Origin of the sequence: Geobacter sp. AOG1, from assembly GCF_019972315.1 — a bacterium.
Taxonomy (GTDB): Bacteria; Desulfobacterota; Desulfuromonadia; order Geobacterales; family Geobacteraceae; genus Geomobilimonas.
The window spans coordinates 694,513-720,289 of record NZ_BLIZ01000001.1 but is presented as its reverse complement, the minus strand read 5'-3'; the positions used below and the strand labels follow the sequence as shown (position 1 = coordinate 720,289).

Genomic DNA, 25,777 nt, shown 5'->3' with positions numbered 1-25,777 from the left:
GCTTACGCACCGGAGGTTTTCGCGCCAAGCCTCAGAACAGAAGCTGGGCTTGGAAGCGGACCTGCCGGTCGTCGGTTGCGTTCGGGCCGCTGTTGTAGGAAATCGCCTTCTGTTTGTGGACGTTGGTGTAATCGGCCTGGAGTTTCAGGTTGTTGCCGCTGAGGTACCAGGAGACGCCGCCGGTCGCTTCTGCCTGGAGGTCGTTTGCGATATCACGGTTCGGATCAAGGTAGGCATAGCGGGCGGCCAACTCCAGTTTTTTCGGAATTACGAAGTAACCCGCCTGGGCATAGAAACCCTGGGCACGGAGGGCGTTCTTGCTCGTTTTGCCATCGGCCTGACCGATGAAATACTCACCCTGCACGGAAAGTCCCTGCCACTTGAACACCCCGTCGAAACCGGCCGTGTTGTAATCGACTGATTCAGAGGTACTGATTTGCCGAGTGGTTGCAAAAAGAGGGTTGCCAATCGCATACCACCCCTTCTTGCTGGCGTTAAAACCAAGCTGGTTGGGGGTGGCGGTAGAGGTGTTCTGTTCCGGGCCGTTGAGGGTATTGCGGTAGAAACTGGCACCGGCTGAAAGGAGCGGCTTTTCACTCTGCTCCACATCGGATTCGGTGTACTTCACCTCGCCGAGGGGGTTGAACGCAAGCCGGGCGTTGAAGGCATTGTCGCTGGTGGCACGGAAGGTATTCTGTCCTGCTCCACCGAACACCGCGGTGTTATAGGTGAGGAACCCTCCCGCGATCTTGCCGTGGAGCTGCAGGCCGGTGTCGTATCCCGGAGCGAAGGCATTCGTCACGACCGATTGGTCCACAAACTGCTGGGCTGTGGATGACGTGATAAACTGTCTGCCGAACTGGACCTTGTCCTGGCCGAAGCGGAACTGGAGTTCATCGAGCAGTCGGTAGTTGAGCCATGTTTCCTCCAGAAGCCCGCCGTTCTTCGTAGCTCCACCGTTGATATTGGCCAGATTGAGTTGCAGTTTGTAGGTCAGGTCCTTCGAATAGGCATAACCGTTAAGATAGAGCTTGATCCGCCGCAGTTCGAATTTGCTCTCATCCTGTGCCTGCTTGCTGGCGGTGTTGTTACCGTCGTCCAGATCCAGCAGGGTGTAGCGCAGTTGCAGGCTGCTCCCCAGTGAAGTTCTGAATTTACCGTCGGCGGAGGTGAAGGTGAACCCCTCTCCTAATCGGTAATCGACCGGTTTGATCTTGTTCACTTCTTTGTAGTCTTCCTCCGTAATTACCCCCTTTTCCTTCAGGACATCCTCGAGGGTCTTGGCCAACGCACCCTGGCTTGACAAAACCCCACTGAACAACGCTGCGAGTACCACAAATTTTTTCATCTCATCCTCCTTGTTTGGTATGGCCAGCCGTTATGACCAAGTGAACGGGGGGCTGGCAGGCCCCGCTTCGGACAAAAAAAGGCCGGGGTATGTCACCATGGACATGTTCCCCGGCCTCCGGTTTTTCCGGTCAGCTCGGATTAGTATTAAATGTTGCTGCGGGATGGCTAAATACCACTCCCATCGATGTGCAGCGCCTTATTGAGGCGTATCTTCTCGCTCTTGTCCACCTGGATCACCCGACCGTCCTGGACCACCAAGGTGACGGTGCCGAAGCGGATCGATGCCAGCGTTTCGCGCACCAGTCGCTCCAGCTCGCGGTTCCATTGGTACTGGGTCGGGGAAGCCATCCTAGATTCCCTCGAACAGTGCGGTGGAGAGATAGCGTTCGGCGCCATCCGGCAGGATGACCACGATGGTCTTGCCGGCAAACTCGTCTAGTTTGGCAAGCCTGACGGCTGCTGCTGCTGCTGCACCGCAGGAAATGCCCACCAGGAGCCCTTCTTCTTTTGCCAAGCGCTTGGCGAATTCGATCGCCTCGTCACCGGAGACCTGTTCTACCCGGTCAACGACGGAGAGGTCGAGGGTGTCGGGAATGAAGCCGGCGCCGATCCCCTGGATCTTGTGGGGGCCGGGCTTCAGTTCCTGCCCGGCCAGCTTCTGGCTGATGACGGGGCTTTCCTTCGGTTCAACGGCAACGGAAAGAATCTGTTTCCCCTTGGTCTTCTTGATGTAGCGGCTGATACCGGTGATGGTGCCGCCGGTACCCACCCCGGATACCAGGACGTCGATGGCGCCGTCCGTATCGTTCCAGATCTCGGGTCCGGTGGTCTTTTCGTGGATCTCGGGGTTGGCCGGGTTCTTGAATTGCTGGGGAATGAAGTACTTCTGCGGATCGGAGGCGGCGATCTCCTCGGCCCGGTTGATGGCTCCCTTCATCCCCTCGGCGCCGGGAGTCAGAATCAGGTTGGCTCCCAGTGCCGCCAGTACCCGCCTGCGTTCGATGCTCATGGTCTCCGGCATGGTCAGGGTCAGCTTGTAGCCGCGGGCCGCTGCCACGTAGGCCAGGGCTATTCCGGTGTTGCCGCTGGTCGGTTCGATGATCTCCACGCCAGGCTTCAGTACACCCCGTTTCTCGGCGTCCCAGATCATGTTGGCGCCGATGCGGCACTTGACCGAATAGGCCGGGTTTCGCGCCTCGATCTTCGCCAGGATGGTTGCCTTGGTGCCGTCGCCGATGCTGTTGAGTTTCACCAGGGGGGTATTGCCGATGGATTGGGAGTTGTCTGCATAGATCTTGCTCATTGATGATCTCCTCTCGTTGGCTGCTGTGTTAAAATCTATAGACATACTAGTTTATTATAGCAAAAAAAATCAGATACTGAAGTCCATCACGTTTTTCCGCTTGCTGATCTCGTTCTTGCTCCGTTCGATCATGTCCGCCAAGGTCAGGCTGTCGAGGACAGAAGAGAGGGTTTTGTTCACATCTGCCATCACCAGCCTGATGCCGCAGGTAGCCTCGTCCCGGCATTCCTCGCAACGGGCATAGTTCGTCTTGCTCAGACAGGGGACCGGGGCCAAGTCGCCTTCGAGAATACGGATAACGGCACCGATGGATATCTTGTTCGGCGGCAGGGCTAGGTAGTATCCACCCCCCTTTCCGATCCTGCTCTGGAGTATCCCCCCCTTGCGTAGGGAGAGCAGGATGAATTCCAGGAACTTCTTCGGAATATTCTCATCCTGAGCGAGATCGGCAATCAATATTGGCTGGCCGTTCGGCTGGCTGGCCAGATTGATGAGCGCCAGAAAGGCGTATTTTGTTTTCTTGGATATCATATCTATTAAAGCTATAGATAAACAATTTGTTGGGAGAAGTCAAGCGGTTTCTTCAATTATTTTTTTGGAGTATCTCGGTTGTCAGGACGTAAGCAGTTGCCGGTTATGTACCATGATTGGCCCGCTTGAGTATTTTTCGTCTTGACATAAATTCCGATGCATGTTAAACAGATTTCTCTTTTATTCCCCAGTAGCTCAGTCGGTAGAGCAGGTGGCTGTTAACCACCTTGTCCGTGGTTCGAGTCCGCGCTGGGGAGCCATACAGGGACAAAACTGGGCACTCCTAGAAGTTGCCCCGATTTTGTTGACATACGAAGTGCGCCTGCCAAGGAGCAATAGCTCCCCGTCAGGCGCACTTCTTTTTTGTCAACTCTGATCTCATCAACCAGCAGTTTCAGATATTCTTTCCCGAAGTTGGAACCCTTATCCCGCAATTTATCCTTGAGCGCAGAGCAGAAGGCATTAACATGCTTCCTGCCAAGTTGTGCAAGAGGAAGTTCCTTTTGTCGTCTCAGCCCTGCCATTTCCGTCAAAACTTCCTGCCGTCGGGCCTGATGCTTATGGACTCTTTCCTGAAGGGTGCCATCCAGCGGCAGCAGTCCCTTTTCCACCGCCTCATAAAGTCGCTCAGTTTGTCGCTTGATTGCATCCAGTTCTTTCGTCAGTTTTCTTAACTGTTCGTCGTGATCAGTACGGGAGTTTTTCAGGTTGTTCTGTAACTCCTTCATCATGATCTCCACCCGCTCAGGGGTAAAGACCCGGTTAGCGATAGCATCGAGAATTAGACCATCAAGCTTATCCATGGGAATATTGTTGCTCTGGCAGTTGCTCCCGGTGGCAAGGTCGTTGATTCTGCTTGAGCATTTGTAATAGCGATAGCGGCCGCCCTTGCCGGTGGCTATGGTCATGTTTGCCCCGCAGGAACCGCACTTGATGAAACCGGTTAGGAGGGTGGGGGAGGTGGTGATCCGGGGCGGCACTTTGTCCGGTGAGCGGTCGGAGAGTCTTTGTTGAACCTGGTTGAAAGTGTCGGGAGTGACAACCGGTTCGATTTGAAAGGTGATCCATTCCGATTCCGGTTTAAGCCGCCGAGTTTTTGCTTCGAGCTTGTTGAAGGTGTATTCGCCGAGGTAGAGGCGATTCGCCAGCATTTCATGGATAAGGGTTTTTCGCCAGCGGTTGCCCCTCATGGTAAAGCCGTGATCGTTGAGGTGGGCAGCGATCCCCTTGACGCCTAAAGCCATCCCTTTATGGCCCGTGAGGTAGAGTTGATAAATCCGGTTCACGATTGCCGCCTCTGCCGGGTCGATTTCAAGGCGCTTTTTCTTCCCCTTGTTCCCCTGAATTTCCACATCCACCTTGCGGAAACCATAGGGAGGGATCGAACCATTAAAGAACCCTTGTCGGGCGTTCTCCTTCATGGCCCGTAGAGTATGTTTCGAGTTTTCCTTGCTCTGGTATTCATCAAACAGGCTGAAGATGCTGCGGGCCATTTCGCCGGCAGAATCGTCGCTAGTCTGTTGGGTGATGGAGATAACCTGCACCCCTGCTTTTTTCAGTTGCCGTTCGTAGAATGAAAACTGGAAGGCATCCCGAAAGAAGCGGGACAGGCTGTGAATGATGATGGCATCGAAGGGGGGAGGAGTAACGCAGGCCTCAGCGATCATCTGTTGAAAGACCGGCCGCCGGTCATCGGTGGCGGATGCGCCCGGCTCGATATATTCAACGGCCACGCTGTACTTTTTGGCCTTGCACCATTCGTGCATCTGCCGGAGCTGGTCAGGGATTGAAAGGTCTTTTTCCGCCTGCTTCGTCGTAGATACCCGCGCATAGAGAGCCACTATCATGTTTATTCCCCCTCAGTCTGCATCAATACCGTTATCAGCAAATCACCTAGGTGAGCCTGAACAAGCCTGATCTCTTCAGACGAAACAGACTTCTCCCGTATATCGGATTTGAACCTTATCTGTATGGCATCATTCACTCATGATGCACCCTTTCTTTTGCCCAATATATTCCTGCCCGTGCCTTACCTTTCCTGGCTACGAAAAACCCTTTCCAGTTCCTTCCCGAACCCGCTCTTTCCGAACTCGTCCAACGTCAATTTCCTGAAGGTCTGGTATTTCTCTTCAGGCAATGCCAACTCTGCAAAATGAAGAATCTTCTTCATTCGAGCATTAACCAGACACTCTATTTGCTCTTGAGTTACCATTCGCCTAACTGAATTTCCTTTATCCGTTTGTCAACGTCCATCTGCCAAGCTAACGGTTCATAAATCTTGCTCGTACGCCTACCAATAATAGACAATGCCTCATCAGGAGAAATCAATCCCTTGCCGGTTTGCACGCAATGGACAGCGGCAACGCGCTTGAGATAGCCAAACATAGCAATAGCCATACGCATCATTCGCTCTTCGAGAACGGCATTCTGGCCGTAGACGCGATCTATTCCAAGGTGATTCAGGTTTTCAATCTGGCTTTGCAGGTCTTGCCAGAGAGGATGCAGCGGCCAACGGGAAGCATTGCTGTCGTCGTTTGGCTGTCTCAGGGTGTCGTGCTCTGCGGCAAGGTAGTGTAACAGGTCGCCCTGCTGGCTTTTCAGATCATCAAAGGTGATGATGCCAAAGCGCTTCAACACCGGTTTCCTGATTTGCCATTCAATGCGCCAGACGTTTTCATCCTGTTCCCACAGAAGGTAAAACCATACCTTGTCACTTTGCTGTCTGATCTCCGCCACCTTGTCATACACGCGCAGGACAACATCCCCCTTGCCGAAGCTGAAGGTCTGCACCTTACCGTCTTCCCGATACTGGCTGTCTTTGCTGGAACGGCTGACAAAGCTGTCTTCATCGAAGTCTATGGCTGGCAAGTCATAGTCGAAGCTGAAATCGACGCGGGACAGGCTCTCATCCTTATAGGGATGGAAGCCGACAGAAACAGCCCATTTCAGGAATTTTGCATGAAGGAGGAAAGCGGACTCACGCCAAAGTGCTTGACTACGGAACGTAACGAAGAAATTGGGCTTGTTGAATTCGCCCAGTTCGATCTTGAAATCTTCGTTGCTGATAATGAGGGGATAGCCGGAAGCGGAGCCGTAAGGATGAAGCAGGAAGTCAGAACTGCCCAGGGTGATAGGCACGGGGTTTTTGCTCTTGGATTGTCGGATTGATTCTTTCAGTTCAGCCAGTTGGCCGAAGTCAATCCCTTGCCGATCTGGGGCATGGAGGAAATACGCACACTGTAAGGTGTCTATGCCGTGAAGAAGCATTTTCATTTGATATATGCCATGTATGCTTTAAATCCTTTTCTCATTATGTTGCTGAACAAATTATGTAATTCTTTTTCAATTGCCCCAAATTGATAAGACCTGTAGTCGGTTAAGTTTCCAAACTCTTCAATGCCGACAATAACCATGGTTTTCAATAACAAATGCCGTGATATATGGTTAAAGTTCGCAAACCGGTTAATGTTGAAAATGTCCGCCTCATTGAATTTTATGGGTAATGGTTTCTCTGGAATACGTGATTCGGTGAATTCATGTTCATATGCCGGAGTAAACTGCATCTGGTTTTCACGGACTCTAAGAAGGTTTGCAATATAGAAAAGACCGGGCATTTTTGATGCTTCGAGTACGCTTAGCCAAATATTGACGAAGCTAAGCATGAGATGATTTCTGTTCATGCCTCCATTTTTTGCCAACACATCAAGAGAGCCAATTAAAGACTCGTTGAGTTTTATTGCAATCTGCTTTTCATCAATGGATGGTATCATGGTGTCCCTTTCAAGCGTTATACTTCTGTATATAATATACCATTGTATAATGTCAATAGTAAATTTCCATTGGACGTGCGGTCAAATTAACTTTAACTGGAACTAATGGTGTGATATGAAAGGGATGTATTTTGAAGGCCCCGTGTTACCGAAGCGGGGCCTTAAAGGGTTCACAAGTTCATGTGGGGACGATTATAAGTGAATGAATAACTGTTGCGACGAGCTGAAAATGTTGCTGACCCCTATCAATTCTATTTCCGGAGGCTACGAATGCTAAAGCACATGAAGGTGCACAAGCACCTGAAGCCCGGTGAAAATGGAACGCTGCGGCTGTTCGAGAGGTTCGGAGACACCCTTCTGTGTGTTCGCTATCGGTACGATGCTATCAGGGACGTGCGAATCAAGACTGCTGAGATTATCGTAGACGAGAAACCAGGGAAAGGAGTGCCGCGGATCAGGGAGACAGACTCGGTCCTGGTACAGGTCCCATTTTCAATGAAAGCACTGCGAGATCGACTGAAAGATGTTGGTGCGAAGTGGGACCCAGTGCAGAAGCTCTGGCGTGTGCGGTGGGGATTGATACGGGGGGACAAGGAGTTGATGGAGAGGGTTGTGAGGGAATGAAGTAGAAATATAGAATGTTCCTGGTATAAGGAACATCGCAACTTACCTATATTGGGCATAACTTCCTCATATAAGTAATATATGGCTCATATAGGGAAACCTACTAATAACGAGTTGGCTGAGAAAAGAACATGATCAATAAAGACGAAATGATGAACCCCATACTTGAAGTCTGCCCGTCCTTTCGAGCAGAGTGGGATGCTTTTGTTGATGAATGGAAGGACGAGAAGGACGGTCTTCCAATTTACTTAGCTCTATCTGATTTGGCGAGACACCTCATTTCGATGCTACAAGCCGGAGAAACTGAAGCGTTCCCTCAAATATTTGAGATTGTCGAACGATGGCATACCGAAGGCGATGGATATGTCAGAGAAGCTGCTACGGTAGGCCTTCTTGAAGATCTGCAGAATACGAACCTACATGAAAAAACCAACCCCGAGCAGCTCAGATGTTATCTCGGAACGGAATCATTGAAGTGGTGGGACAAGCTGTATGGATTTTGGGAGCGAGGGGAAATGCTTCGTCCATGACAAAAGGTAGTTACAACAGCCAACCAGGCGCTCAGACCATGACCGGGCGATAAAACCACCCGGCAGGTCAAGCGCTGGCCCGTTATACACCAGAAAATAATAATCGAACCGAAAGGACCCATCTATGTGCGGAGAGAAACCATCTACGAAGATGTTCACGGCGTCGGATGTACAGCGGCATCTTGACCGTATTATGGAATTGGAGACGGAGAACGCGCACCTTAAAGCGGAGAATGCGGCTCTGATAGCGGAGGTAGCGACTCTACAAAAAGAGATAAACAAGGCGAAGTCTGAGCCTGAATATACTGAGGCGTTCAAAGAAGCGACTGATAAAGACTGATTTTACAAAAGCCATGATTTTTTCCTTTCTATACTTGGAGGATCTATGAAAGAACTTTTAGGCATCTTATTACTTCCATTCGCCGCGTTCCTCTTTTGGCTATTTTTTGCAAAGTTTGGTCCTGGTGGAGTCACAGGGCTTGGCATAATTGTGTTTGTTGCTGTTGGTTTATTGTTTGGCGCACGTAATAAGGTACCCCCAAAGGACAACTGATGAAAAACAAAAAGTCTGTAGCTGTTGTACTGACCAAAGAAAGTTACGAGTTCCTGTCTCCATATATCGACCCCTACGTCAAAGACGAACGATCTGGCAAACACATATATGGGGAGTCATTTGAGCAGGTCGGGGCGTTCTTTGTGGTCATCGTCGCGCCTGAAACTACAGGCGATAAAATTAGAAGCCCTATGAAATTGTTCATTCCAGTACAATATGTGAAGTTTGCTGTAGAAGGTGCTAGTGTTTGCTCAATCGGCTTTGGAACCACTGACAAACCACATTGAGTGTGTGTAAACTGATTTCCAACTCTGACAAAATCATCATTTCCGATTACTTGGTTGCATACTGAACACTGAATTTGCATCACGCCTCCTCCAACGGAGAAGAATGTATAACTCTCGCCAGGACCAGTCTCCGCTTCGCTCCGCTGGTCAGGCTTTAGATGTTGGCAAAGAAAGATTCAGAATGAAACGAGAAGACATAAAAAAGCTGAAAATCGCTCTGATCCTCGTTCTCTTATTCGTCCTACTGAAATCTTCAAATGAGATTGGTGCTGTTGGCTCAACTAAGGCATTGGTGACATCTTTAGCACTCGGACTGCCAATTATCTTACTCATTTACAGGAGTTATGATCGATTCGAGAAAGTGACTGGAACTGTAAAAAGATCGATAGCATACCTTTCAGTCCCAATAAGTTTGGGGGTGTGGCGGTGGCTGCACATGGTGTCAAAGTACTACGAAACGGTACTAGCACTGATTCTGTGCTACCTCCTGATCCTGTCGATTTACATGGAGAGCGTGCCACCAGCTCAGCCATCGAACGAGATGAAGAGTGACCAGAAATGGTGATGCCAACCATGCAGTTGGACACCGACCGCCCGAAAAAGCCGGGCGGACGGGTCAAGGCCGGCCCCGTTATAGAGAAACATCTTCTTTCCAGTGCCCACATTCGTCCGCCAGGGGGAGCCAAATCGTACAAAGGTCACTTTTCGTCTGAAAAGTGGCCTTTTTTTGTTGGTAGGTATGGTTGGTAACTGCCAGTAAATCAAAGGGTTTTTGGTATTCTGTCGACAGAGCGCCGTCCTTCCAAAACGAGTTCGAGTGCACGATTTTCAGTATCGAACGCTTTTCGGTCATGTTTTGTTTTTCGTAAGTGATTACAGCATATTGAGTGAGTTCTAGTAAGCGAACCCCTTCGTCGAGATAACAGGTGTCTGCGGTATGGTGTCGTGCCATTTTTCGCTGCAACGCGTCCTGTTCACGCCGCCATTCCCGCTTCTTTTTCTCGTAAAAAACCGGGTCAACCTTGCCGTCGAGATGGTCGATATACATCGCATCGAGCCGGTGCTGTAATCGCTTGATTTCGTCCTGCAGTGAGGCGAGTATCTGGTTGTGGTAGCGCATCTTGTCCTCATGACTCTCCTTGAGCGCCGTTAGTAGGCACTCCCGCGAGTCATGGTCCAGTTGGATTGCCCGCAGTGACGCTTGGAACTGTCGTTCGAGCTCTTCCTCGCGCACATAGGTTTTCCGGCACATTCCCTTATTCTGGGTGCAGTGGTAGTAGATGTACTTTCCCTTCTTAATCTCGGCAACCATGGCGCATCCGCAGTGACCGCACGTGACGAGTCCCTGGAAGAGGAAATGCTGCTTCTGCTGGGTTTTTCGGTTCTGCCCGTTATCGACAAGTACTTCCTGCACCTCGTCGAACAGGTCTCTGTCGACAATAGGTTCGTGGGTTCCAGGGTACAGCACGCCGTCCCATACGAACTCTCCGTAGTAGATTGGATTGGACAGCAGCTTGTGAATCGTGCTTCTTGACAGCTTCTTGCCGTCAAGGGCTACGTCATGCTGGCGATTCAGCTTTTCGTTAATGTCCTGGATCGAGTAGTCGCCGGTTGCGTACCACTCGAAAATCAGCCTTACCAGCGGCCCGTGGTTGGGATGGGGGACGATAATCCTCCGGCCGGTGGGCGTGGAGATGTTGAGGTAGCCGAACGGCGCAAACGACGGCCAGATGCCTTGCTGCGCCTTTTCCAGCATTCCTTTTGAGGTTTCCTCCGACAGGTTGTCTATGTAGTTCTTTGCCATGAGGACCTTGATCCCGTGCATGAATTTTTCTGACGAACGGGAGTCGGAGGAAAGAATGACGCCTTCCTTTACCAGGTGGATCTCGATGTCGAGGTCGTCGATAACGACCCAGTCCTTGAGGTTACGGTATAGGCGGTCCGTTTTTTCAACGAGCAGGACCCTGCACTCCCCAGCCGATGACGCTTTCTGGCTGTCCATCTTGAAATGCGAAACCATTTCAGCGAAACCGGGCCGGCCCGTCCGCTTGGCCGTCTCGACATCAACGTATTCCCGGACGATCGAGAGACCATTCTGGGCGGCATACTCCCGAATGAGCTTCTGCTGTGCAGGTATCGAGTAACCCTCTTTCTCCTGCTCCTTGGATGAAACACGGGTGTAGATGACCGCTTTTCTGCCACTACTACTGATTTGCGCCAGTTCTGCCGTCTTTTTCATGTGCGCCCTCCTTATGTGGGATCACAATTATATCTCACTCGGGGGGAGGTACCAGAAGAAGAGAAAATTTAAACGAAACAAGGGGGCCGCGTGTGAGACGGGCCCCCTCGTCGCGTCGTCAGCAGAGGTGGTAATTTATGCCGCGCAGCTTGGCTGGCGCTTTTTGCGGGCGGGCGGCATCTTTGTCGTCGAGTTGATGGCCGCGAGGAGCTTGTCGAACTGCTCGCGGTTCTCACGTGCGAGCTTGCCGCACATCGCCCGAGCGACGACCAGTTCGGTGTTCAAGGTAGCAAGCGCTGCCTCCAACTCGCTGATCCGCGCCGCTTTCTCCTCGTTTTCCGCCTCCAGCTGCTCGATCTCCTGGAGTGCTTCGGCTTCCCCGTCGGCCGCCATCTCCGCCTTTTCCCGTTCTGCAGCGATGGAGGCTTCAAGCCTGGTGGCGTGGTCGCGAGCCACGTTGTGCCTTATCCCGCTGACGGTGCGACCAAGTGAGTCGGTCAGTTCCCGAAGAAAGCCGTTGAAGCTGCTTCCTGCATTTTTGAGAACTTGTTCGAGATCTTCGGGCAGCGGCTCAGTCGGTGCCTGCTCAGCCGGCGTCTGCTGGCGGGCCCGCTCTGCCCACCACTCCTGGAGGAGGGCATTGATCTTGTTCGGCGACCCCTTGACCCCGAGCATCTTCTTGAGCTCATCCCGGACCTTCGTCACAGACGGCCTTTGCCCCTTGCTCAGCAGGTTATCAGCCGCTGTGTAGACGTGCTCCTTGGTGATGACAGTGGCTTTCTCATCAAGCATTTTTACCTCCTCTTGTTGTCAGATTGGTAATGGTAGTGGTTACGTTACCATTATCGTTATCATTACGATGTGGTGGCCCTTATGTCAGGCAGCTTTTTTCGGTACGAGGGCATCAAAAGGACGCCTTAATTCGAGTTCCATTGTGCCGTTCACTAAAGTGCCACCCGCAAGAAGGTACTGTAACAGCCTCCGCTTCTCGTTGACTGGTTGGGTCTTATAGCTGGAAACGGCTTGTTTCAGCAGTTGCCGCAGTTGCTCAGGATTTTCGAGGAACAAATGCGAAAGCCGTGAATGCAGGTAAATTTTCTCCTCCAGGTGGTGTTGACTCGATTCCAGGTCCTTCTGGATGGCATCAAACCTGGTTTGGTCGATTTTTCCGTCGAGAAGGCGCATGTAGTGCGCGTTCTGGCGGTCCTTGTTCGTCGTCAACTCTTCGTGCAAGCGCTCAAGTTGCATCTGATGCTTCACCTTGGCCTCGTGCTGATACCGGATAACGACAGAGATGAAATTTTTTAACGATTCCTCGTCTATCCGAAGGGCATCCAGTTGAGCGAGAACCGCGCTTTCGATCACTTCTTCCCGAACAGATTTTTTCCCCGGGCAATCATTGCCCTTATTGCCCGTGCAATGGTAGTAGGTATAGATACCCTTCTTTCGTTCAGCGACCACGGCGCAGCCGCAATGACCACATTTGATGATTCCCTGATACAGCCATGGGGTTTTGTCAATCCGTGGTCTGTGACGGTTATTGTCGGCGGCGATCCCATTCGCCTTTTCATAAAGCTCTCTGGTGACAATGGAGGCGTGAATCCCTTTGTAGCGCTGACCTGACCAGTCAAACTCCCCGCAATAGATGGGATTTTTCAGCATGTCGGCGACACTACTTTTCGACAGCTTTCTGGAAACACCAGCTTCGCGCAGCTCAACGTTTATCTTCTCAACGAGAGTGGACATTGAATGGATGCCGCCGGCGTATTCGATGAATGCTCTTGCAACGATGGGCGCCGTAACCGGATCGGGCGTAATGACCTTAACGTCGTCGGCACGGGTTACGTTTCTGTAACCGAATGGCGCGTTTGACGGGTAAATCCCCTTGGCGGCCTTGGCTCGCATCCCCTTAGACGATTCTTCTCCGAGGTTCCAGGTCTGGTGCGAAGCTATCGTAACCTGATCGTCGAGGTCGCGGCGCTGCTCGGAGCTGAGAGTCTTGTTGAAGACCTTATTGTGCTTTGCCAGATGCAATTCGATCCCGAGCCCCACGATTTTTTCCTTGTCGTAGTGGTTACGGGTGAGTCGGTCTACCTTCTCGACAAGGATAATGTCAATGCGTTTATCGGCGGGTTTCTTCTTCTCATTGCGCAACAGTGTGACCATGTCGTTAAAATGGTCGCGTCCAGTCGTTCGCGCCGAGGCAATTTCGACAAACTCCCGTACAACCTTGATGCCCTTGCTGGCCGCATAACTGTCCAGAGTATACCTCTGAGCGTCAAGGGAGTATTTGTCTTCCTGGCTCTGTGTAGAAACACGAATATAGCTGACGGCCAGTTTCTCCTTCCTGACAGCCCCTATTGCTGGTTGTGTTCTGCGCTGATGAGCCATTTACTGTTCCTCAGTGGGTCGTGGAAGAGTTGAGCCAGTCGTTGAGGACGAGGAAGAAGCCGGCGACGTTCTGCGCCACCTCGTAGTCATCAGACAAGAGTGAATGTTCGGCATGGTCTGCCGTGTATGCCGGAGTGGCCCCCGTCGCATGATGGTTGTCGGTACGGTTGTGTAGGTGATCCAGTGCAGGCATCTCAGATTGGCTCCTTGGTAGCCTTTGTATCTTGCGGGGTTAATCACCTCGCGTCATTCATCGTAACTTAAGAGTACATGATAGGGTTCCGAAGTATCAAGGCCCTGGGTGAAGATTTATTGTGTTGACATGTCACAAATAATCAATAAAAACAACGCGTTAGAAGTGTAACCTCCTGAAAAGTGTTGAGTTGGCAGCACCGGTGGACATGTTGAAAAGGGCGGATCGTTAAACATAAATAATGTCTGTTGAACCAGCTATGCTATCGATTCTCGGGTTTTTATGGTATTGGCCAAGGATTTTTGATAAAAGGGGAGGGGGTTATCGTAGCGGTTGCCGGCTCTGTTGCCATGTGTATCCCGGAACCGATGAAAACAAAGGCCGCTCCCGCCAGGGGGAATCCTGAAGACATGGACGAGCCGACATGAGCTACAACGAATCTGATACAAGGTCCAAGCTGATTGACCCCGCCATACATGGCCGGGGTTGGTCGGAGGACCATATCAAGCGCGAGGAGAGCGCCGGGACCATCGAGATCGTGGCGGGCAAGGCTAAGCGCAATGCCAAGGGGAAGGTGGACTATACCCTGCGGCTCAAGGTGGCCAGCGCAACACAGCCGGTGGCTGTGGCGATCATCGAGGCCAAGGCGGAGAACAAGCACCCTGGCCATGGTCTGGAGCAAGCGAAGGCCTACGCCGCCTGCAAGAGGCTGAACGTACCTTTTGCCTTTTCCTCCAACGGCCACCAGTTCGTCGAGTACGATCACTTTTCGGGCAAGACTTCTGCTCCCCGCCCCATGACCGACTTTCCTTCCCCTGAAGACCTGCGTCACCGCTACGAGAAAGGGATGGGCTTCTCGTTGGATTCTCCGGCGGCGAAGCCGCTGCTGGCACCGTACCATGGCGGTGAGGCTGGGCGGCGCTACTACCAGGATGCTGCCATCCGTGCCGTTCTGGAGAAGATTGCCCGTTGTGACGCCCAGGGAGAGCCGAAGAGAGCACTCCTGTCACTGGCCACCGGAGCTGGCAAGACCTTTATCGCCGTCAACCTCCTCAAGAAGATTGCCGACGCCGGCCAGCTGCGCCGGGCTCTGTTCGTCTGCGACCGGGACGAGCTCCGTACCCAGGGGCTGGCCGCCCTGCAGAAGGTATTCGGCTCAGATGCCATGGCTGCCACCGGCAGCAACCCGGAAAAGAACGCCCGCGTGGTCGTTGCGACCTACCAGACCTTGGACGTGGACTCGGATGAGGCCGACGCCAACTTCCTGACCAAGAACTACCCGGAGAACTACTTTTCCCACATCGTCATCGACGAATGTCACCGCTCGGCCTGGGGCAAATGGTCACAGGTGCTGACACGCAATCCCGAGGCAATCCAGGTTGGCCTGACAGCCACCCCGCGCAAGATAAAGTTCCCCAAGGGAAGTAAGGAGGCCGACGCCGACGCCCAGATTTGCGCGGACAACTACAGGCACTTCGGCGAGCCGGTCTACGAGTACGACATGGCCCAGGCCATCGAAGATGGCTACCTGGCCGCCTGTGAGATTATCAAAGGGCGGGTCAGTCTGGACGAAGATGCCTTGACCAGGGAAGAGATCCTCAAGCGGAAGGTCAAGGATGCCAAGACTGGCAAGGAAGTCGGCGCGGAGTCGGTCAAGGAGGAGTACGAAAAATTCAACTACGAGGGGTTGATTCTCCTGCCGGACCGGGTCAGCGCCATGTGCAAGGACCTGTTCGATTACCTGTGCGATACCGGCGGGCCGGAACAGAAGACCATCATCTTCTGCGCCCGCGACCGCCACGCCGACGATGTGGCGCGAGAGATGAACAACCTGTATGTGGCATGGTGCGCCAAAGAGGGTAAGACCCGCAAGGAGCCCTATGCCTTCAAGTGCACGGCGGCCAACGACGGCAATGACTACCTGCCTGACCTGAAGGGTGCGTCGCGGCACCACTTTGTCGCCACCACCGTGGACCTGCTGACCACAGGAATCGACGTCCCCTGTGTGCGGAACATAGTCTTTTTCAAGTACGTCAAGTCCCCCATCTCCTTCTACCAGATGATTGGCAGGGGCACTCGCATCGACATCACCTGTGACAAGCTGATGTTCCGGGTCTACGACTACACCAATGCCACCCGTCTGTTTGGCGAGGATTTCGTGACTCCTCCACCACGCCCCCCCGGTCCAGGGGGAGGCGGAGGCGATGGGCCTACCATCATACAGGTGGAAGGTTTCGAGGTTGCGGTGACGCCGGCTGGGCGCTACATCGTGACCCAGGTTGACGGCAAGGCGATGCCGGTGACAGTGGAAGATTACAAGGCCCGGCTGGCCGAGAAAGTCGTGGAAGAAGCTCCCACCATCGAGACGTTCCGCACCCGCTGGATCGAGCCGGCCAACCGCCAGCCTCTGATCGACCGGCTGATAACTTCGGGGTATAACCCCCGCGTGCTGCGCATGGTCGAGGAGATGGAGGCATACGACCTGTTCGATGTGCTGGCGGACGCCGCCTATGGGGCAGCGCCACGCACCCGCATCGACCGTACCGAGGCCTTTACGTACAAGAATGAGTTGTGGCTGACCAGCCTACCGGTGTCGGCGACTGCCGTTATCAAGGCCGTGGCCCGACAGTTCGAGATGGGGGGCACCGAGGGGCTGGAGAATAAGGAGATCTTCCGGACACCGGAAGTGGCCAAGGCGGGCGGGCTGGCAGGGCTGAAGGCTGCCGGGAACCCGGCGGAGCTGCTGATAGAGACTAAGGCGAGGATGTTCGCGGCATGAGTATAGATGAGGCACAGAAGCTGCCTGCCGAATGGCGGTGGGCAACAGTGGGAGCGGTCTGCACGTCTCTCGACTACGGGTATACTGCAAGTGCAGACTTTGCGGTTTCTGAACCGAAGTTCTTGCGTATCACCGACATCCAGGACGGATCGGTTCGATGGGATTCAGTCCCAGGATGTAAGATTACTGAACCTGATGAAGAGGCCAACCGACTCCATGATGGTGATATTGTCTTCGCCAGGACAGGTGGCACTACCGGAAAAAGTTATCTCATAAGAAAGCCACCCCGCGCGGTCTTTGCTTCATACCTTATACGCCTACGGCCAAATGTTTTGGTCACATCCGACTTCCTGTACATGTTTTTTCAAAGCGATCTATACTGGGCTCAAGTATGGGCAAACGCTCGTGGGGGCGCTCAGCCGAATGTCAATGCCACTATTCTAGGTTCTCTCAGTTTACCTCTCCCTCCTCTCCCCGAACAGAAGCGCATCGCCGCGATCCTGACCGAGAAGATGGTGTCTGTCGAGAAGGCACAGGCGGCGGCAGAGGCACGGCTGAAGGCGGCCAAGGAGCTGCCAGCTGCGTATTTGCGGGAGGTGTTCGAGAGCGAAGAGGCGAAGGGGTGGCCTGTTAAGAAGATAGGAGCCTTCGCAAAGGTACAGTCTGGATACGCATTCAAGAGTGAATGGTTTGCGAAGTCAGGAATACGTTTGCTTCGCAACGCAAACGTATTCCAAGGATACCTTGATTGGAAGGATGTCGTGCATCTTCCAGAAGATCGTCTGCATGAATTCCCTTCGTACGAGATGTTTGAAGGAGACATAGTCCTGTCCCTTGACCGTCCGTGGGTTTCCAATGGACTCAAGGTGGCAAGGCTTACAGATAAGGACTTGCCGTGTCTGCTCCTCCAACGAGTAGGTCGTTTCAGCATCAACGATGGCCTTGATCCCGATTATCTTTTCATTTTCGTGAACTCACCAGGATTCATAGATGAGATAACTGGCCATGACCAAAGCCTTGGAGTCCCTCACGTTTCTCCGAAGCAAATCGAAGCTATAGACATTCCTGTGCCGCCAACGGCTCGACAGCAAGAGATTGCACAAGAACTGAGGCTCAAGAAGGTAACCACCGTGAGTATCACCAAAATGCTAGAAGATGAATTGACGGCAATAAGTCGCATGCCCGCCATTTTGCTACGGCAGGCATTCCAAGGAGAGCTATAGCATGACAAGTATTGGGATGCTGGAAGTAAGTTTGGGAAAAGCGCTGAGGCCCAAGGTCTCCAAAATCCAAGTGTAATCAACAAGCATGGGGAAATGGGGAATATGTCATATATGCGGGGAAGAAACTCAGCTAACCTACGAGCATGTGCCCCCCAGAGCTGCGTTCAATGACAAGCCGATTGTCCTAGCTAACATAGAGAAAATTTTTTCGGCGGATGATATCGAAGTACTGGATACCCCGAGAGGGAGGGTGAATCAAAAGGGTGCTGGGGCATACACACTATGTTCAACATGCAACAATAATACAGGCGCGTGGTACGGTAATGCTTTTGTTGACTGGACATACCAAGGGCTGACTCTAAGCGATCATGTACTGCAAGCACCATCGCTATACCACATATTTCGAATCTTCCCTCTGCGAGTAATAAAACAGGTCCTTTGCATGTTTTTCAGTGCAAACGGTGATCGGTTTCATGAAGTCCATCAAGATTTGGTGCGGTTAGTATTGAACCGCTTGGACAATGGGCTCCATCCACGCATCAGAATCTATACTTTTCTGAATACATCCTCAAGGTTTCGTCAAACAGGAATATCTGGGCTGATGACGTTCGACGGAGGCCATAAATTATTTAGCGAAATAGCGTCGTTCCCATTAGGGTATGTAATGACTATCAATTCCCCGCCGCCTGACCCGAGGCTTGTTGACATTTCTTTTTTTGCTAATTGCAGATTCAATGATTGGAAAGATATTCCTCTACGATTACCAATACTGCCTGTTTACACCGCGTTCCCTGGTGATTATAGACCGCGAGATGAAATTGCTCCACTACTACAAAGAAATGAGAATTAATAAGAGGAGAAAATGGCGCGAGGCAGAAAGAAGAGTGAGAACGGCAACGGTAACGGCAAGTCCTTAGCCACCCAGCAGTCAGTCAACTCGGCGGTCAAGAGCATCTGCGACATTATGCGCCGCTCCAACTGCGCCGGCGCCATGCAGTACGTCCCGGAGCTGACCTGGATACTGTTCCTGCGCATCCTGGATGACCATGAGACCAGAGAAGCAGAAGAGATGGAAGCATTGGGGCTGGAGTTCAATCCTTCGCTGGCGGCGCCGTACCGCTGGCACGACTGGGCGGCTCCCTTCGACGCTGTCGTAACGGTCCATCGTGAAGCTGGCCACAAGCAAGGCTGGAAGCGGAAGGAGACGCACGCTGACGGCAGTTCCGGTGACTTCTTCCGCTTCATCAACAGTGAGCTCCTGCCGCACCTGAGGGGACTGAAGGACAAGTCAGGGGCCACACCCCGCCAAAAGGTCATAAGCGAGATCATGTCCGATGTGGAGCGAGTCCGGATCGACACCGAGCGGAACTTCTGTGAGGTGCTCGATAAGGTCCACGACATCAGCGTGGACAGCGTGGATGACACCCACGTATTCACCATTTCCCAGGTGTACGAAGGGCTGCTCCTCAAGATGGGGGAGAAAGGTGGCGACGGCGGCCAGTTTTTCACGCCCCGTGAGGTAATCCGTGCCATGGTGCGGGCCGTCGACCCGAAGGTGGGGGAGACGGTCTACGATCCAGGGTGTGGGACGGGGGGATTCCTGGCTCAGAGCCACGAATACATGCGGGCTGAGCTGGGGGCGGATGCCCAGGCCGAGCAGATCGACACACTCAAGCACAAGACCTTCTTCGGCAGGGAGAAGGAAAACCTGATCTACCCCATTGCCTTGGCCAACCTGGTATTGCACGGCATCGACCAGCCCAACCTGTGGCATGGCAACACCCTGACGAACGAGAAAACGTATGACGGCCTGTTTGTCACCGCGCCGGCACAGTTTGACGTGATTCTGACGAACCCACCTTTTGGTGGGAAGGAGGGGAAGGCGGCCCAGACAAACTTCGCTTACAAGACCGGCGCTACCCAGGTGCTGTTCCTCCAGCATGTCATCGACAACCTGAAGGATGGAGGACGCTGCGGCATCGTGCTAGACGAGGGGGTGCTGTTCCGCACCAACGAAACCGCTTTCGTGCAGACCAAGCGCAAGCTGCTGGAGGAGAACAACCTGTACTGCATCGTCAGCCTTCCCGGTGGGGTGTTCACGGCGGCAGGCGCGGGCGTCAAGACCAACCTCCTGTTTTTCAAGAAGGGCGAGCATACGGAGAATATCTGGTACTACGACCTGTCAGGCATCAAGGTCGGCAAGAAGAGCCCGCTGACCCTGGACAAATTTGAAGAATTCTTCCGGCTGCTGCCGACTCGGGGCGACAGCGAGCAGAGCTGGACCGTGGACATGACGGCCCGCAAGCAGAAGGCCCGCGAAGAGGCCGAGCCGTACAAGCAGCAGGCCAGTAAGAAGGAGCGGGAGGCTGCCCAGTGGTCGGACCGGGCCAAGGAGCTGAAGAAGGCCAAGCCGGTTGACGACAAGGCCGTGGCCGGGGCGCTGCAGAAGGCGGCGGAACTGAGCAAGGAAGCCAGGGAGCAGGCGGCCAAGGCGGAAGAGATCGGGAACGCTGTCTACGACCTGAAGGCGGTCAACCCCAACGCCAAGGCCGAAGAGGACAAGCGGACACCGCTGGAACTGCTGGACTTCATCGAAGCCAAGGGGCGAGAGATCGCCGAGGCGCTGGCGGCACTGCGGGGATAGAAATCTGGAAGATGATCGGCAAAAAGGCCGGCAGACTAACAATCAATTTTCCGCTTTTCTTGTTTTAAGTTAAAAGCTTAAATGTGACATTTGACCGGCATTAATATCGGCAATAAACCTGGCAACGCGTCATCTCCCCGGTGAGCAGTAGCAATACCCGCTTCCTCCAGTCGGCGGAAGCGCTGTTCGCCGACTGGCCCTTTGCGGCGTGACCGAATCTGAAATCAGCCTAAATGCCAACAGTATAAATAACGTAGTTATTTATGTGGCGACGATGGGGTAGTCGTCGCCATTGACTATGCCTCATTGCGATGGAGATGATATGACCAAAGCAGACCTTGTAGACAAGATTCACGCGGTGGTGGGATACTCGATCAAGGAATCCGTCGACATATTGGAAACGGTCCTCAGCCTCATGAAGGATACACTGGAAAAGGGCGAGAAGATAAAGATTGCCGGCTTCGGCAATTTTGAGATCAGACAAAAGGCCGACCGCCGCGGGCGCAATCCCCAGACGGGCGAGGCAATCACTATCACATCTCGGCGGGTATTGACGTTCAAGCCCAGCACCGTCCTCAAGCAGGCCATAAACAAAGAAAGGCCGTCAGGCGGCACATTACTGTGATCCCCGACGGCCCATCCCCACGAACGCTCCTCCCATCCTTTCTGGATTGTTGGCACTGACAGCAATAATGGCCAGGGCTCTGGCCATTATTGCAACGCTATCGGGCTGCCCCCAGTGCCTCAGCTCAGGTCGTCATCTTTTTCCTCGTCATGTTCATAGCTGTAACACCTTAAGAAACACGATTCGCGACTGGAGCGATGCATCATGACCTCCTCGCATGTGCAAATGAAGTCACCGGTTTCATAATCTTTTTCGTTAAACATGCAATCCGTACAGTCACAAATGAGAATGGGTGCCATGCTGTGCTCTCCTTTGCAGGTTAATGTTATTCTATTCAGCACCCTTCGTGCCAGCAGCTATGCACAGGTAACAAGCTGTTTTTATTTGCGCGACACAAAATCCAGGATCGCACCCTTGTCAATCCATTGACAGCAACGACGGATTGCTGACAGCTGCTGGGCAGGAGAGGGCGTCCGGATCGGTTAAAGACCGAGCACCCTCTCCAAGACTTATTGAATCTGCCTAAACACCAACAGTATAAATAACGTAGTTATTTATGAGGCGAAGACTCCTCTGCCAATGCCCTCAGCCTTTTTTCGAGTTCGGCCTTGTGGTGCTCGATATTGCCGGCGAACCCTGCGCCGTAAACAAAGTCCCGCAGTTCCGTTTCTTCGGCTGCCGCCACAGGTGTCTCGGTCGCCGGAGTGCTTGCCTCATGCGCCGGCAGGCTCGTCTCAATTGCGGCGGGCCGGGTAATGGGAATCAGAACGTCGTCCGGCAGGTTTGAATCCCCCCTGCAGCTGGTTCTAGGCTCCGGCACGTAGGCGTTGGGGTCCACGTAGTGGCCATTTTCAATCACCAACCCGACAGACTTCGCCAGCAAATCCAGGTTGTTGCGCGCACGGGCTTTGGCAATCAGGTAGTCCGCTGCCTTCTTCATCCGGTCGAACACATCCTTGGTCAGCTGCTTCTGACCGTTAGGGTAGCGCACATAGAGAATGTTGCGGTATATAGGCAACGTCAGATAGCGCTTTTTCTTCAGCAGCTTGTGTTTGATCACATCCTTGAGCACCACCCGCTCAATCCACGACCGTCCCGAGCCATTGACCACCCATTCGCGGCGAGCTGCCGACATCTGCGCAAGCTGCATCCGCAGAGCCTCCTCATTGCACCACAGATAATTGCGAATTATCAGCAATACCCAGTACTCCAGGCGGGTGACGGGATAGGACAGCCACCCTGTCTGCACACCATTCGTGGTCCTGATCTGCCAGCGGCGGAGAAGCTTGATCGGTAGGTCGAGTTGGTGGGCAAGCAGAACCAGAGAAGCTGCCAGCAGGTGGCTAAAGTTCCCCATGATAAGTTTGCGGCGCTGCAAGGGTTTGGTGCCGCCGCCCTTCGGTTTTTCTTCGAATTCGTCCATAAATATCTCCTTTGAGAGAGTGATACTGCTTATGGACGGAATCAGACGACAGGCAAGATTTTTACAATGATGGACGAAAAAACGCCGCAAACCCTTTTGGGGTTCGCGGCGTTTTTTGGCATTGACGGGTGAGTCTCAAGCGTGGTGATAATAGTGGGCCAAATCTGCCATCAATAGCCGGTAATACGGGGTGATAGATTTGCGCGATGCCTCAAAGCTACGAATGTAGTCGGACTCGCACAGTCCTCGCGCTATTGCATCCCCGTAGGTTGCAAAAAGGTACTGAGCCATTTGGGTTGGGTGACCGGCAGCGTAGGCAATGCAGCTAGTTATCGGTTGTGCCATGTGTTGATGTAGCTTCAGGTAATGATAGTTCTTGCCATAAAATATCCGGGGTGTTGCCGTGTGGAACCGAAAAATCATCTCGTCGGCTAGTTTCTGCAGGTACGCAATCCCTGTAGAGTTGATTGCTCCAGATAGATCGGAGTCACGGCTTATACCAGCGTGTGGCAGCTTTGCAGAATCTGCTATAACGAGCTTGATGCTGTCATAGAGCAGCTTTAGCTCGCCGTCGTGCATCAGCAGGTTCGGTGTGCCCGTGATACCATCCTCGCAGTACCTGCTCCAAATGTCCCTGACCGCCTCTGCCGTTGTGACGCGAATCGCCAGTTCGTCGTCTGGAGCGAGAGGGACACCATTAAGATCTATGATGTACTCCGTAGCCTCAGCCTTAGCGGCAGAAAAAAGCTCATAGCCGGTTTCCTGGATGCCAAAAGGCATGTTGTCCAGCACATAATTACCGCAATCGTAACAGCCGATGGCGTACCAGATGCAGCGATCACTCGTAGCGGTACCGGGCTGTTCGAAGTCAATGTCGATGACCCTCATGTCTCGCCAATCGTAGGTTACGTCAGCGTCGGGCGCACATGTGCAGGTGTGGAAACGTGCTCTGAGGGCATCGTGTTTTGCGGTCGGAATTCTCCAAGCCATTCATTGCCTCCATGTTGATATGGGTGGTCAGACTCGGTAGTTGTCATGGGCGCAGCCGTCGGCCGGCGCCCATGCTCAATCGTCAATTGCCTTTTTTTAGTTGAACCAGGCTGAGGCGGAGATAGACTGCCGTTGCGAGCGAGTACGCTGCATACAACGATGCTCCTATGGGAGTTATGTTTATGAGATGCAGAGACGACAGGAGATGAATGCTTATGGCAAGGTACTCCATGGAGCAAGATGCCATTTGGTGGTAGTGGTGCAGTTTTTCGCCATTTTGGGCTTGAGCGCCCATATATCCTCCTCGATAGATGCTTCCGGTTGCTGGTTAAACCTCCTTTCGTTTGGGTTTGCCGGGTCTGTCGCATTCGCTGGTGGGACTGGTATTGTCCACGACCAGCTGTATCAGGTGCCGGCGGTTCAGGCGAAACGAATGGTAGATTTCTGCTGCTGCCCGGGCAGGGAAAAGGTCCTCCAGGTTGTCAATTGTCACAGCTCCGGTCGGGAAGACAATCAGGAGGTCAGTGTCGCATGGCGGCCATTGTTCCGTGCTTGGCCTGGCGTAGAATGCGATGCCGTTTGCTCGTATTTCAACGGCAACCATTTTCCCCTTTGTGGGGGGACGAACTTCGTCCGTGTGCACAAAGTCTTTGACCAGGACGAGCATCTTGCCAGTCTTCTCCGCCAGCCGCCAGCGGGGATTTGCATTATCTGTCACACAACGCTCCTCTGTTTTTCACGACAAGCCTACATCAACTTGCGAGACTTGATAAAATCGAGCAGCGCAGGTCGTGAAACGTTCAGAATCCTTGCGATTGCCGCTTTTGCCACGCGATGCCGCAATAGCTCCCTTATCTGCTCCTCCCTTCCATCCAACTTGGACTTGCTGGTGCTTCCGCGTGGGCGGCCCAGAGGTTTACCTTCTGCTCGGCGCCGACCGAGGGCCTCTTTGGTCCTCGAAGATATCAGCTCCCGCTCAACCTCCGCAGCCAGTGAAAAGGCAAACGCCAAGACGCGAGATGTCATGCTGCCGTCAAGCTTGTAGTCTCCCTTGATGGAAAAAGTTGTAACTCCCTTTCTTGTGAGGATTGATAGGATCTCCATGACCTCGAGCATGGAGCGTCCCAGCCTCGACAACTCCGCGACAATCAGGATGTCGCCCTTCTTCAGTCGATCGATTAGGCTGGCCAGTTCCCGCTTTTGCCATGAAACTGTTCCTGACACTGTTTCTTCTACAAAGTCCACGTTGCCGAGCTTCTGGCGGTTAGTATATTCGAGGATGGCGTACTTCTGATTTTCCCCATCCTGTCGACTGGTTGAGACACGGATGTATCCGTATACTGCCATTTTTGATCCTCATAGACGCTCTGTAGGTGAAATATTGCTTTATTATATCATTATTTACAATTATCGTAAATAAAAACACAAGTATTATGCCTACGTTTATGGATAATAAAAAACGGACGTTTTTAACGTCCGTTCTCGATTATTCAAGAAAGTCGATTGTTGGCTTGCAGAGTAGCACAAAAGGGTTTGACATTATTAACTAAGACATGCTAAGAGCTTATCACCTAGAAATATTAACACATCAGTAGGACAGCAGTGGGCAAACAAGGGGACGGAGTAACGGAACGTTTTCCTCATTTTTTGTGTAGTGACAGAGTTGGTTACATACTTTTTCACCTGGGGAGGAATTGGGTGACAATACGAACTTCAAAACGAATTATGCACTTTGGAGCCGTTCTCTGCGCGTTCATGACGCTGTCACTCATGATGGTAAGTAAGGTGGCATGGGGGAGTTCAGGACAGTATGTGTGCGAACCATCGATGCCCGGTGGGACATGGGTGGAAACGAGCTATACAATGTACAATGCTCAGGGATGCCAAGCTAATAATGCCCTTGGTAATCTCATTCACTTGACCAGCGATACTATAAATGGCAGTACGCGCACGTATTTGTCTGCCATTGGCTACTGTGACACATATGCCGGACCTAATATTGTTGGGAAATCACCATGGGGTTGTGAAACAGTTGCCAGTGGCACACCAGCTGAAGCACCTCTCCCGAGCAGAACTTCAGGTGGGAATTATTGTATCTGGGTTACCGATCGTTATTTGATTGATGATGTTCGTCATTATACCTATACAGAACCTATATTGTTTATGGATGAAAAGAAAACATGGGAATACCGCTGCCAGTGCAACCTCACCGTCAACAGTTTTACCGGCGACAAGACCTCATTCAACCCCGGAGCCGGCCAGACCTTGAACTTTTCCATGGCCTTTACCGAGACCTACAACAACCCGGTGACATGGACCATT

General features: G+C 52.6%; 26 protein-coding genes, 1 tRNA gene and 1 pseudogene. 11 read left to right on the top strand and 17 right to left on the bottom strand.

What is annotated here, in order from left to right; genetic code table 11:
• Positions 1–31 precede the first annotated feature (31 nt).
• The 4 genes from LDN04_RS03205 to LDN04_RS03190 all read right to left on the bottom strand — a co-directional run bounded on the left by LDN04_RS03205 (position 32) and on the right by LDN04_RS03190 (position 3,184).
• The gene (locus LDN04_RS03205; protein ID WP_223906263.1) at positions 32–1,348 is read right to left on the bottom strand and encodes an OprO/OprP family phosphate-selective porin; all 1,317 of its coding nucleotides are present in this window, start codon (positions 1,346–1,348) and stop codon (positions 32–34) included.
• Between the two features lie 167 nt (positions 1,349–1,515).
• A complete protein-coding gene (locus tag LDN04_RS03200) occupies positions 1,516–1,698 on the bottom strand; it encodes a YezD family protein (RefSeq protein WP_223906261.1) in 183 nt (60 codons plus the stop codon).
• 1 nt (position 1,699) lies between these two features.
• Positions 1,700–2,653: a cysteine synthase A gene (gene cysK, locus LDN04_RS03195; RefSeq protein ID WP_223906259.1), complete on the bottom strand. Its 954-nt coding sequence runs from the start codon at positions 2,651–2,653 to the stop codon at positions 1,700–1,702.
• Positions 2,654–2,722: 69 nt separating this feature from the next.
• A complete protein-coding gene (locus LDN04_RS03190) occupies positions 2,723–3,184 on the bottom strand; it encodes an Rrf2 family transcriptional regulator (protein WP_223906258.1) in 462 nt (153 codons plus the stop codon).
• Positions 3,185–3,368: 184 nt separating this feature from the next.
• On the opposite strand from LDN04_RS03190, the gene LDN04_RS03185 reads away from it, so the two are divergent.
• Positions 3,369–3,444: transfer RNA gene (locus tag LDN04_RS03185), tRNA-Asn, on the top strand.
• On the opposite strand, the gene LDN04_RS16945 is transcribed toward LDN04_RS03185, so the two are convergent.
• Positions 3,403–4,428, bottom strand: a complete 1,026-nt coding sequence (locus LDN04_RS16945; protein WP_374045161.1) for a recombinase family protein — start codon at positions 4,426–4,428, stop codon at positions 3,403–3,405. The two genes, LDN04_RS03185 and LDN04_RS16945, sit on opposite strands and share 42 nt — an antisense overlap.
• A 6-nt stretch (positions 4,429–4,434) precedes the next feature.
• On the opposite strand from LDN04_RS16945, the gene LDN04_RS03175 reads away from it, so the two are divergent.
• Positions 4,435–4,614, top strand: coding sequence for a hypothetical protein (locus tag LDN04_RS03175; protein ID WP_223906256.1), 180 nt, complete (start codon positions 4,435–4,437; stop codon positions 4,612–4,614).
• Between the two features lie 27 nt (positions 4,615–4,641).
• On the opposite strand, the pseudogene LDN04_RS16940 reads toward LDN04_RS03175, so the two are convergent.
• From LDN04_RS16940 to LDN04_RS03155, 4 genes and pseudogenes are all read right to left on the bottom strand, one after another.
• A pseudogene (locus LDN04_RS16940) lies at positions 4,642–5,031 on the bottom strand (recombinase family protein); the annotation flags it as partial.
• A 182-nt stretch (positions 5,032–5,213) separates the two neighbouring features.
• A complete protein-coding gene (locus LDN04_RS03165; protein ID WP_223906254.1) occupies positions 5,214–5,354 on the bottom strand; it encodes a hypothetical protein in 141 nt (46 codons plus the stop codon).
• A gap of 35 nt (positions 5,355–5,389) precedes the next feature.
• Positions 5,390–6,457: a hypothetical protein gene (locus LDN04_RS03160; protein WP_223906253.1), complete on the bottom strand. Its 1,068-nt coding sequence runs from the start codon at positions 6,455–6,457 to the stop codon at positions 5,390–5,392.
• Complete coding sequence (locus LDN04_RS03155; protein WP_223906251.1) at positions 6,454–6,954, bottom strand: hypothetical protein; 501 nt, start codon at positions 6,952–6,954, stop codon at positions 6,454–6,456. Before LDN04_RS03155 ends, LDN04_RS03160 begins: the two co-directional genes overlap by 4 nt.
• Before the next feature lie 270 nt (positions 6,955–7,224).
• Here LDN04_RS03155 and LDN04_RS03150 point away from each other — a divergent pair, with 270 nt between their 5' ends.
• The 5 genes from LDN04_RS03150 to LDN04_RS03130 all read left to right on the top strand — a co-directional run bounded on the left by LDN04_RS03150 (position 7,225) and on the right by LDN04_RS03130 (position 9,513).
• The gene (locus LDN04_RS03150) at positions 7,225–7,578 is read left to right on the top strand and encodes a hypothetical protein (RefSeq protein ID WP_223906249.1); all 354 of its coding nucleotides are present in this window, start codon (positions 7,225–7,227) and stop codon (positions 7,576–7,578) included.
• Positions 7,579–7,709: 131 nt separating this feature from the next.
• Positions 7,710–8,108: a hypothetical protein gene (locus tag LDN04_RS03145; RefSeq protein ID WP_223906247.1), complete on the top strand. Its 399-nt coding sequence runs from the start codon at positions 7,710–7,712 to the stop codon at positions 8,106–8,108.
• A 385-nt stretch (positions 8,109–8,493) separates the two neighbouring features.
• Positions 8,494–8,661 (top strand): hypothetical protein, encoded by a 168-nt coding sequence (locus LDN04_RS03140; protein ID WP_223906245.1) that lies wholly within the window; start codon positions 8,494–8,496, stop codon positions 8,659–8,661.
• Positions 8,661–8,948 (top strand): hypothetical protein, encoded by a 288-nt coding sequence (locus LDN04_RS03135; protein WP_223906240.1) that lies wholly within the window; start codon positions 8,661–8,663, stop codon positions 8,946–8,948. The genes LDN04_RS03140 and LDN04_RS03135 overlap by 1 nt, the downstream gene beginning before the upstream one ends.
• A gap of 181 nt (positions 8,949–9,129) precedes the next feature.
• Positions 9,130–9,513, top strand: coding sequence for a hypothetical protein (locus LDN04_RS03130; protein ID WP_223906238.1), 384 nt, complete (start codon positions 9,130–9,132; stop codon positions 9,511–9,513).
• A 66-nt stretch (positions 9,514–9,579) separates the two neighbouring features.
• Here the strand turns inward: LDN04_RS03130 and LDN04_RS03125 are convergent, their stop codons facing one another.
• The 4 genes from LDN04_RS03125 to LDN04_RS03110 all read right to left on the bottom strand — a co-directional run bounded on the left by LDN04_RS03125 (position 9,580) and on the right by LDN04_RS03110 (position 13,771).
• Positions 9,580–11,187 (bottom strand): recombinase family protein, encoded by a 1,608-nt coding sequence (locus LDN04_RS03125; RefSeq protein WP_223906236.1) that lies wholly within the window; start codon positions 11,185–11,187, stop codon positions 9,580–9,582.
• 135 nt (positions 11,188–11,322) lie between these two features.
• A complete protein-coding gene (locus tag LDN04_RS03120; RefSeq protein WP_223906234.1) occupies positions 11,323–11,979 on the bottom strand; it encodes a DNA-binding protein in 657 nt (218 codons plus the stop codon).
• Positions 11,980–12,063: 84 nt separating this feature from the next.
• The gene (locus LDN04_RS03115) at positions 12,064–13,578 is read right to left on the bottom strand and encodes a recombinase family protein (protein WP_223906232.1); all 1,515 of its coding nucleotides are present in this window, start codon (positions 13,576–13,578) and stop codon (positions 12,064–12,066) included.
• A gap of 10 nt (positions 13,579–13,588) precedes the next feature.
• On the bottom strand, positions 13,589–13,771 hold the full coding sequence (locus LDN04_RS03110) for a hypothetical protein (RefSeq protein WP_223906230.1): 183 nt from the start codon (positions 13,769–13,771) through the stop codon (positions 13,589–13,591).
• A gap of 424 nt (positions 13,772–14,195) precedes the next feature.
• On the opposite strand from LDN04_RS03110, the gene LDN04_RS03105 reads away from it, so the two are divergent.
• From LDN04_RS03105 to LDN04_RS03090, 4 genes are all read left to right on the top strand, one after another.
• A complete protein-coding gene (locus LDN04_RS03105) occupies positions 14,196–16,550 on the top strand; it encodes a DEAD/DEAH box helicase family protein (protein WP_223906229.1) in 2,355 nt (784 codons plus the stop codon).
• Positions 16,547–17,773 (top strand): restriction endonuclease subunit S, encoded by a 1,227-nt coding sequence (locus tag LDN04_RS03100; protein ID WP_223906227.1) that lies wholly within the window; start codon positions 16,547–16,549, stop codon positions 17,771–17,773. Before LDN04_RS03105 ends, LDN04_RS03100 begins: the two co-directional genes overlap by 4 nt.
• Positions 17,774–18,635: 862 nt before the next feature.
• Entirely contained in the window at positions 18,636–20,417 is a 1,782-nt protein-coding gene (locus LDN04_RS03095) for an N-6 DNA methylase (RefSeq protein ID WP_223906225.1), read from the top strand.
• Between the two features lie 322 nt (positions 20,418–20,739).
• The gene (locus LDN04_RS03090; protein WP_223906223.1) at positions 20,740–21,042 is read left to right on the top strand and encodes an integration host factor subunit alpha; all 303 of its coding nucleotides are present in this window, start codon (positions 20,740–20,742) and stop codon (positions 21,040–21,042) included.
• 550 nt (positions 21,043–21,592) lie between these two features.
• On the opposite strand, the gene LDN04_RS03085 is transcribed toward LDN04_RS03090, so the two are convergent.
• The 4 genes from LDN04_RS03085 to LDN04_RS03070 all read right to left on the bottom strand — a co-directional run bounded on the left by LDN04_RS03085 (position 21,593) and on the right by LDN04_RS03070 (position 24,802).
• The gene (locus tag LDN04_RS03085) at positions 21,593–22,465 is read right to left on the bottom strand and encodes a hypothetical protein (RefSeq protein ID WP_223906221.1); all 873 of its coding nucleotides are present in this window, start codon (positions 22,463–22,465) and stop codon (positions 21,593–21,595) included.
• A gap of 135 nt (positions 22,466–22,600) precedes the next feature.
• Positions 22,601–23,455 carry a hypothetical protein gene (locus LDN04_RS03080; RefSeq protein WP_223906219.1) on the bottom strand — a complete coding sequence of 285 codons (855 nt, stop codon included), beginning with the start codon at positions 23,453–23,455 and terminating at the stop codon, positions 22,601–22,603.
• A 328-nt stretch (positions 23,456–23,783) separates the two neighbouring features.
• Entirely contained in the window at positions 23,784–24,173 is a 390-nt protein-coding gene (locus LDN04_RS03075) for a hypothetical protein (protein ID WP_223906217.1), read from the bottom strand.
• Between the two features lie 29 nt (positions 24,174–24,202).
• Positions 24,203–24,802, bottom strand: a complete 600-nt coding sequence (locus tag LDN04_RS03070; protein ID WP_223906215.1) for a recombinase family protein — start codon at positions 24,800–24,802, stop codon at positions 24,203–24,205.
• Positions 24,803–25,777: the final 975 nt, after the last annotated feature.

What these genes read in the sequence shown, in the direction of transcription:
- LDN04_RS03200 (WP_223906261.1), bottom strand. Translation starts at nt 1,698, where the DNA reads ATGGCTTCCCCGACCCAGTACCAATGGAACCGCGAGCTGGAGCGACTG.
- LDN04_RS03135 (WP_223906240.1), top strand. Translation starts at nt 8,661, where the DNA reads ATGAAAAACAAAAAGTCTGTAGCTGTTGTACTGACCAAAGAAAGTTAC.
- LDN04_RS03175 (WP_223906256.1), top strand. Translation starts at nt 4,435, where the DNA reads ATGGCCCGTGAGGTAGAGTTGATAAATCCGGTTCACGATTGCCGCCTC.
- LDN04_RS03100 (WP_223906227.1), top strand. Translation starts at nt 16,547, where the DNA reads ATGAGTATAGATGAGGCACAGAAGCTGCCTGCCGAATGGCGGTGGGCA.
- LDN04_RS03090 (WP_223906223.1), top strand. Translation starts at nt 20,740, where the DNA reads ATGACCAAAGCAGACCTTGTAGACAAGATTCACGCGGTGGTGGGATAC.
- LDN04_RS03115 (WP_223906232.1), bottom strand. Translation starts at nt 13,578, where the DNA reads ATGGCTCATCAGCGCAGAACACAACCAGCAATAGGGGCTGTCAGGAAG.
- LDN04_RS03150 (WP_223906249.1), top strand. Translation starts at nt 7,225, where the DNA reads ATGCTAAAGCACATGAAGGTGCACAAGCACCTGAAGCCCGGTGAAAAT.
- LDN04_RS03205 (WP_223906263.1), bottom strand. Translation starts at nt 1,348, where the DNA reads ATGAAAAAATTTGTGGTACTCGCAGCGTTGTTCAGTGGGGTTTTGTCA.
- LDN04_RS03070 (WP_223906215.1), bottom strand. Translation starts at nt 24,802, where the DNA reads ATGGCAGTATACGGATACATCCGTGTCTCAACCAGTCGACAGGATGGG.
- LDN04_RS03095 (WP_223906225.1), top strand. Translation starts at nt 18,636, where the DNA reads ATGGCGCGAGGCAGAAAGAAGAGTGAGAACGGCAACGGTAACGGCAAG.
- LDN04_RS03140 (WP_223906245.1), top strand. Translation starts at nt 8,494, where the DNA reads ATGAAAGAACTTTTAGGCATCTTATTACTTCCATTCGCCGCGTTCCTC.
- LDN04_RS03120 (WP_223906234.1), bottom strand. Translation starts at nt 11,979, where the DNA reads ATGCTTGATGAGAAAGCCACTGTCATCACCAAGGAGCACGTCTACACA.
- LDN04_RS03160 (WP_223906253.1), bottom strand. Translation starts at nt 6,457, where the DNA reads ATGAAAATGCTTCTTCACGGCATAGACACCTTACAGTGTGCGTATTTC.
- LDN04_RS03110 (WP_223906230.1), bottom strand. Translation starts at nt 13,771, where the DNA reads ATGCCTGCACTGGATCACCTACACAACCGTACCGACAACCATCATGCG.
- LDN04_RS03130 (WP_223906238.1), top strand. Translation starts at nt 9,130, where the DNA reads ATGAAACGAGAAGACATAAAAAAGCTGAAAATCGCTCTGATCCTCGTT.
- LDN04_RS16945 (WP_374045161.1), bottom strand. Translation starts at nt 4,428, where the DNA reads ATGGCTTTAGGCGTCAAGGGGATCGCTGCCCACCTCAACGATCACGGC.
- LDN04_RS03190 (WP_223906258.1), bottom strand. Translation starts at nt 3,184, where the DNA reads ATGATATCCAAGAAAACAAAATACGCCTTTCTGGCGCTCATCAATCTG.
- cysK (WP_223906259.1), bottom strand. Translation starts at nt 2,653, where the DNA reads ATGAGCAAGATCTATGCAGACAACTCCCAATCCATCGGCAATACCCCC.
- LDN04_RS03145 (WP_223906247.1), top strand. Translation starts at nt 7,710, where the DNA reads ATGATCAATAAAGACGAAATGATGAACCCCATACTTGAAGTCTGCCCG.
- LDN04_RS03080 (WP_223906219.1), bottom strand. Translation starts at nt 23,455, where the DNA reads ATGGCTTGGAGAATTCCGACCGCAAAACACGATGCCCTCAGAGCACGT.
- LDN04_RS03165 (WP_223906254.1), bottom strand. Translation starts at nt 5,354, where the DNA reads ATGAAGAAGATTCTTCATTTTGCAGAGTTGGCATTGCCTGAAGAGAAA.
- LDN04_RS03125 (WP_223906236.1), bottom strand. Translation starts at nt 11,187, where the DNA reads ATGAAAAAGACGGCAGAACTGGCGCAAATCAGTAGTAGTGGCAGAAAA.
- LDN04_RS03105 (WP_223906229.1), top strand. Translation starts at nt 14,196, where the DNA reads ATGAGCTACAACGAATCTGATACAAGGTCCAAGCTGATTGACCCCGCC.
- LDN04_RS03155 (WP_223906251.1), bottom strand. Translation starts at nt 6,954, where the DNA reads ATGATACCATCCATTGATGAAAAGCAGATTGCAATAAAACTCAACGAG.
- LDN04_RS03085 (WP_223906221.1), bottom strand. Translation starts at nt 22,465, where the DNA reads ATGGACGAATTCGAAGAAAAACCGAAGGGCGGCGGCACCAAACCCTTG.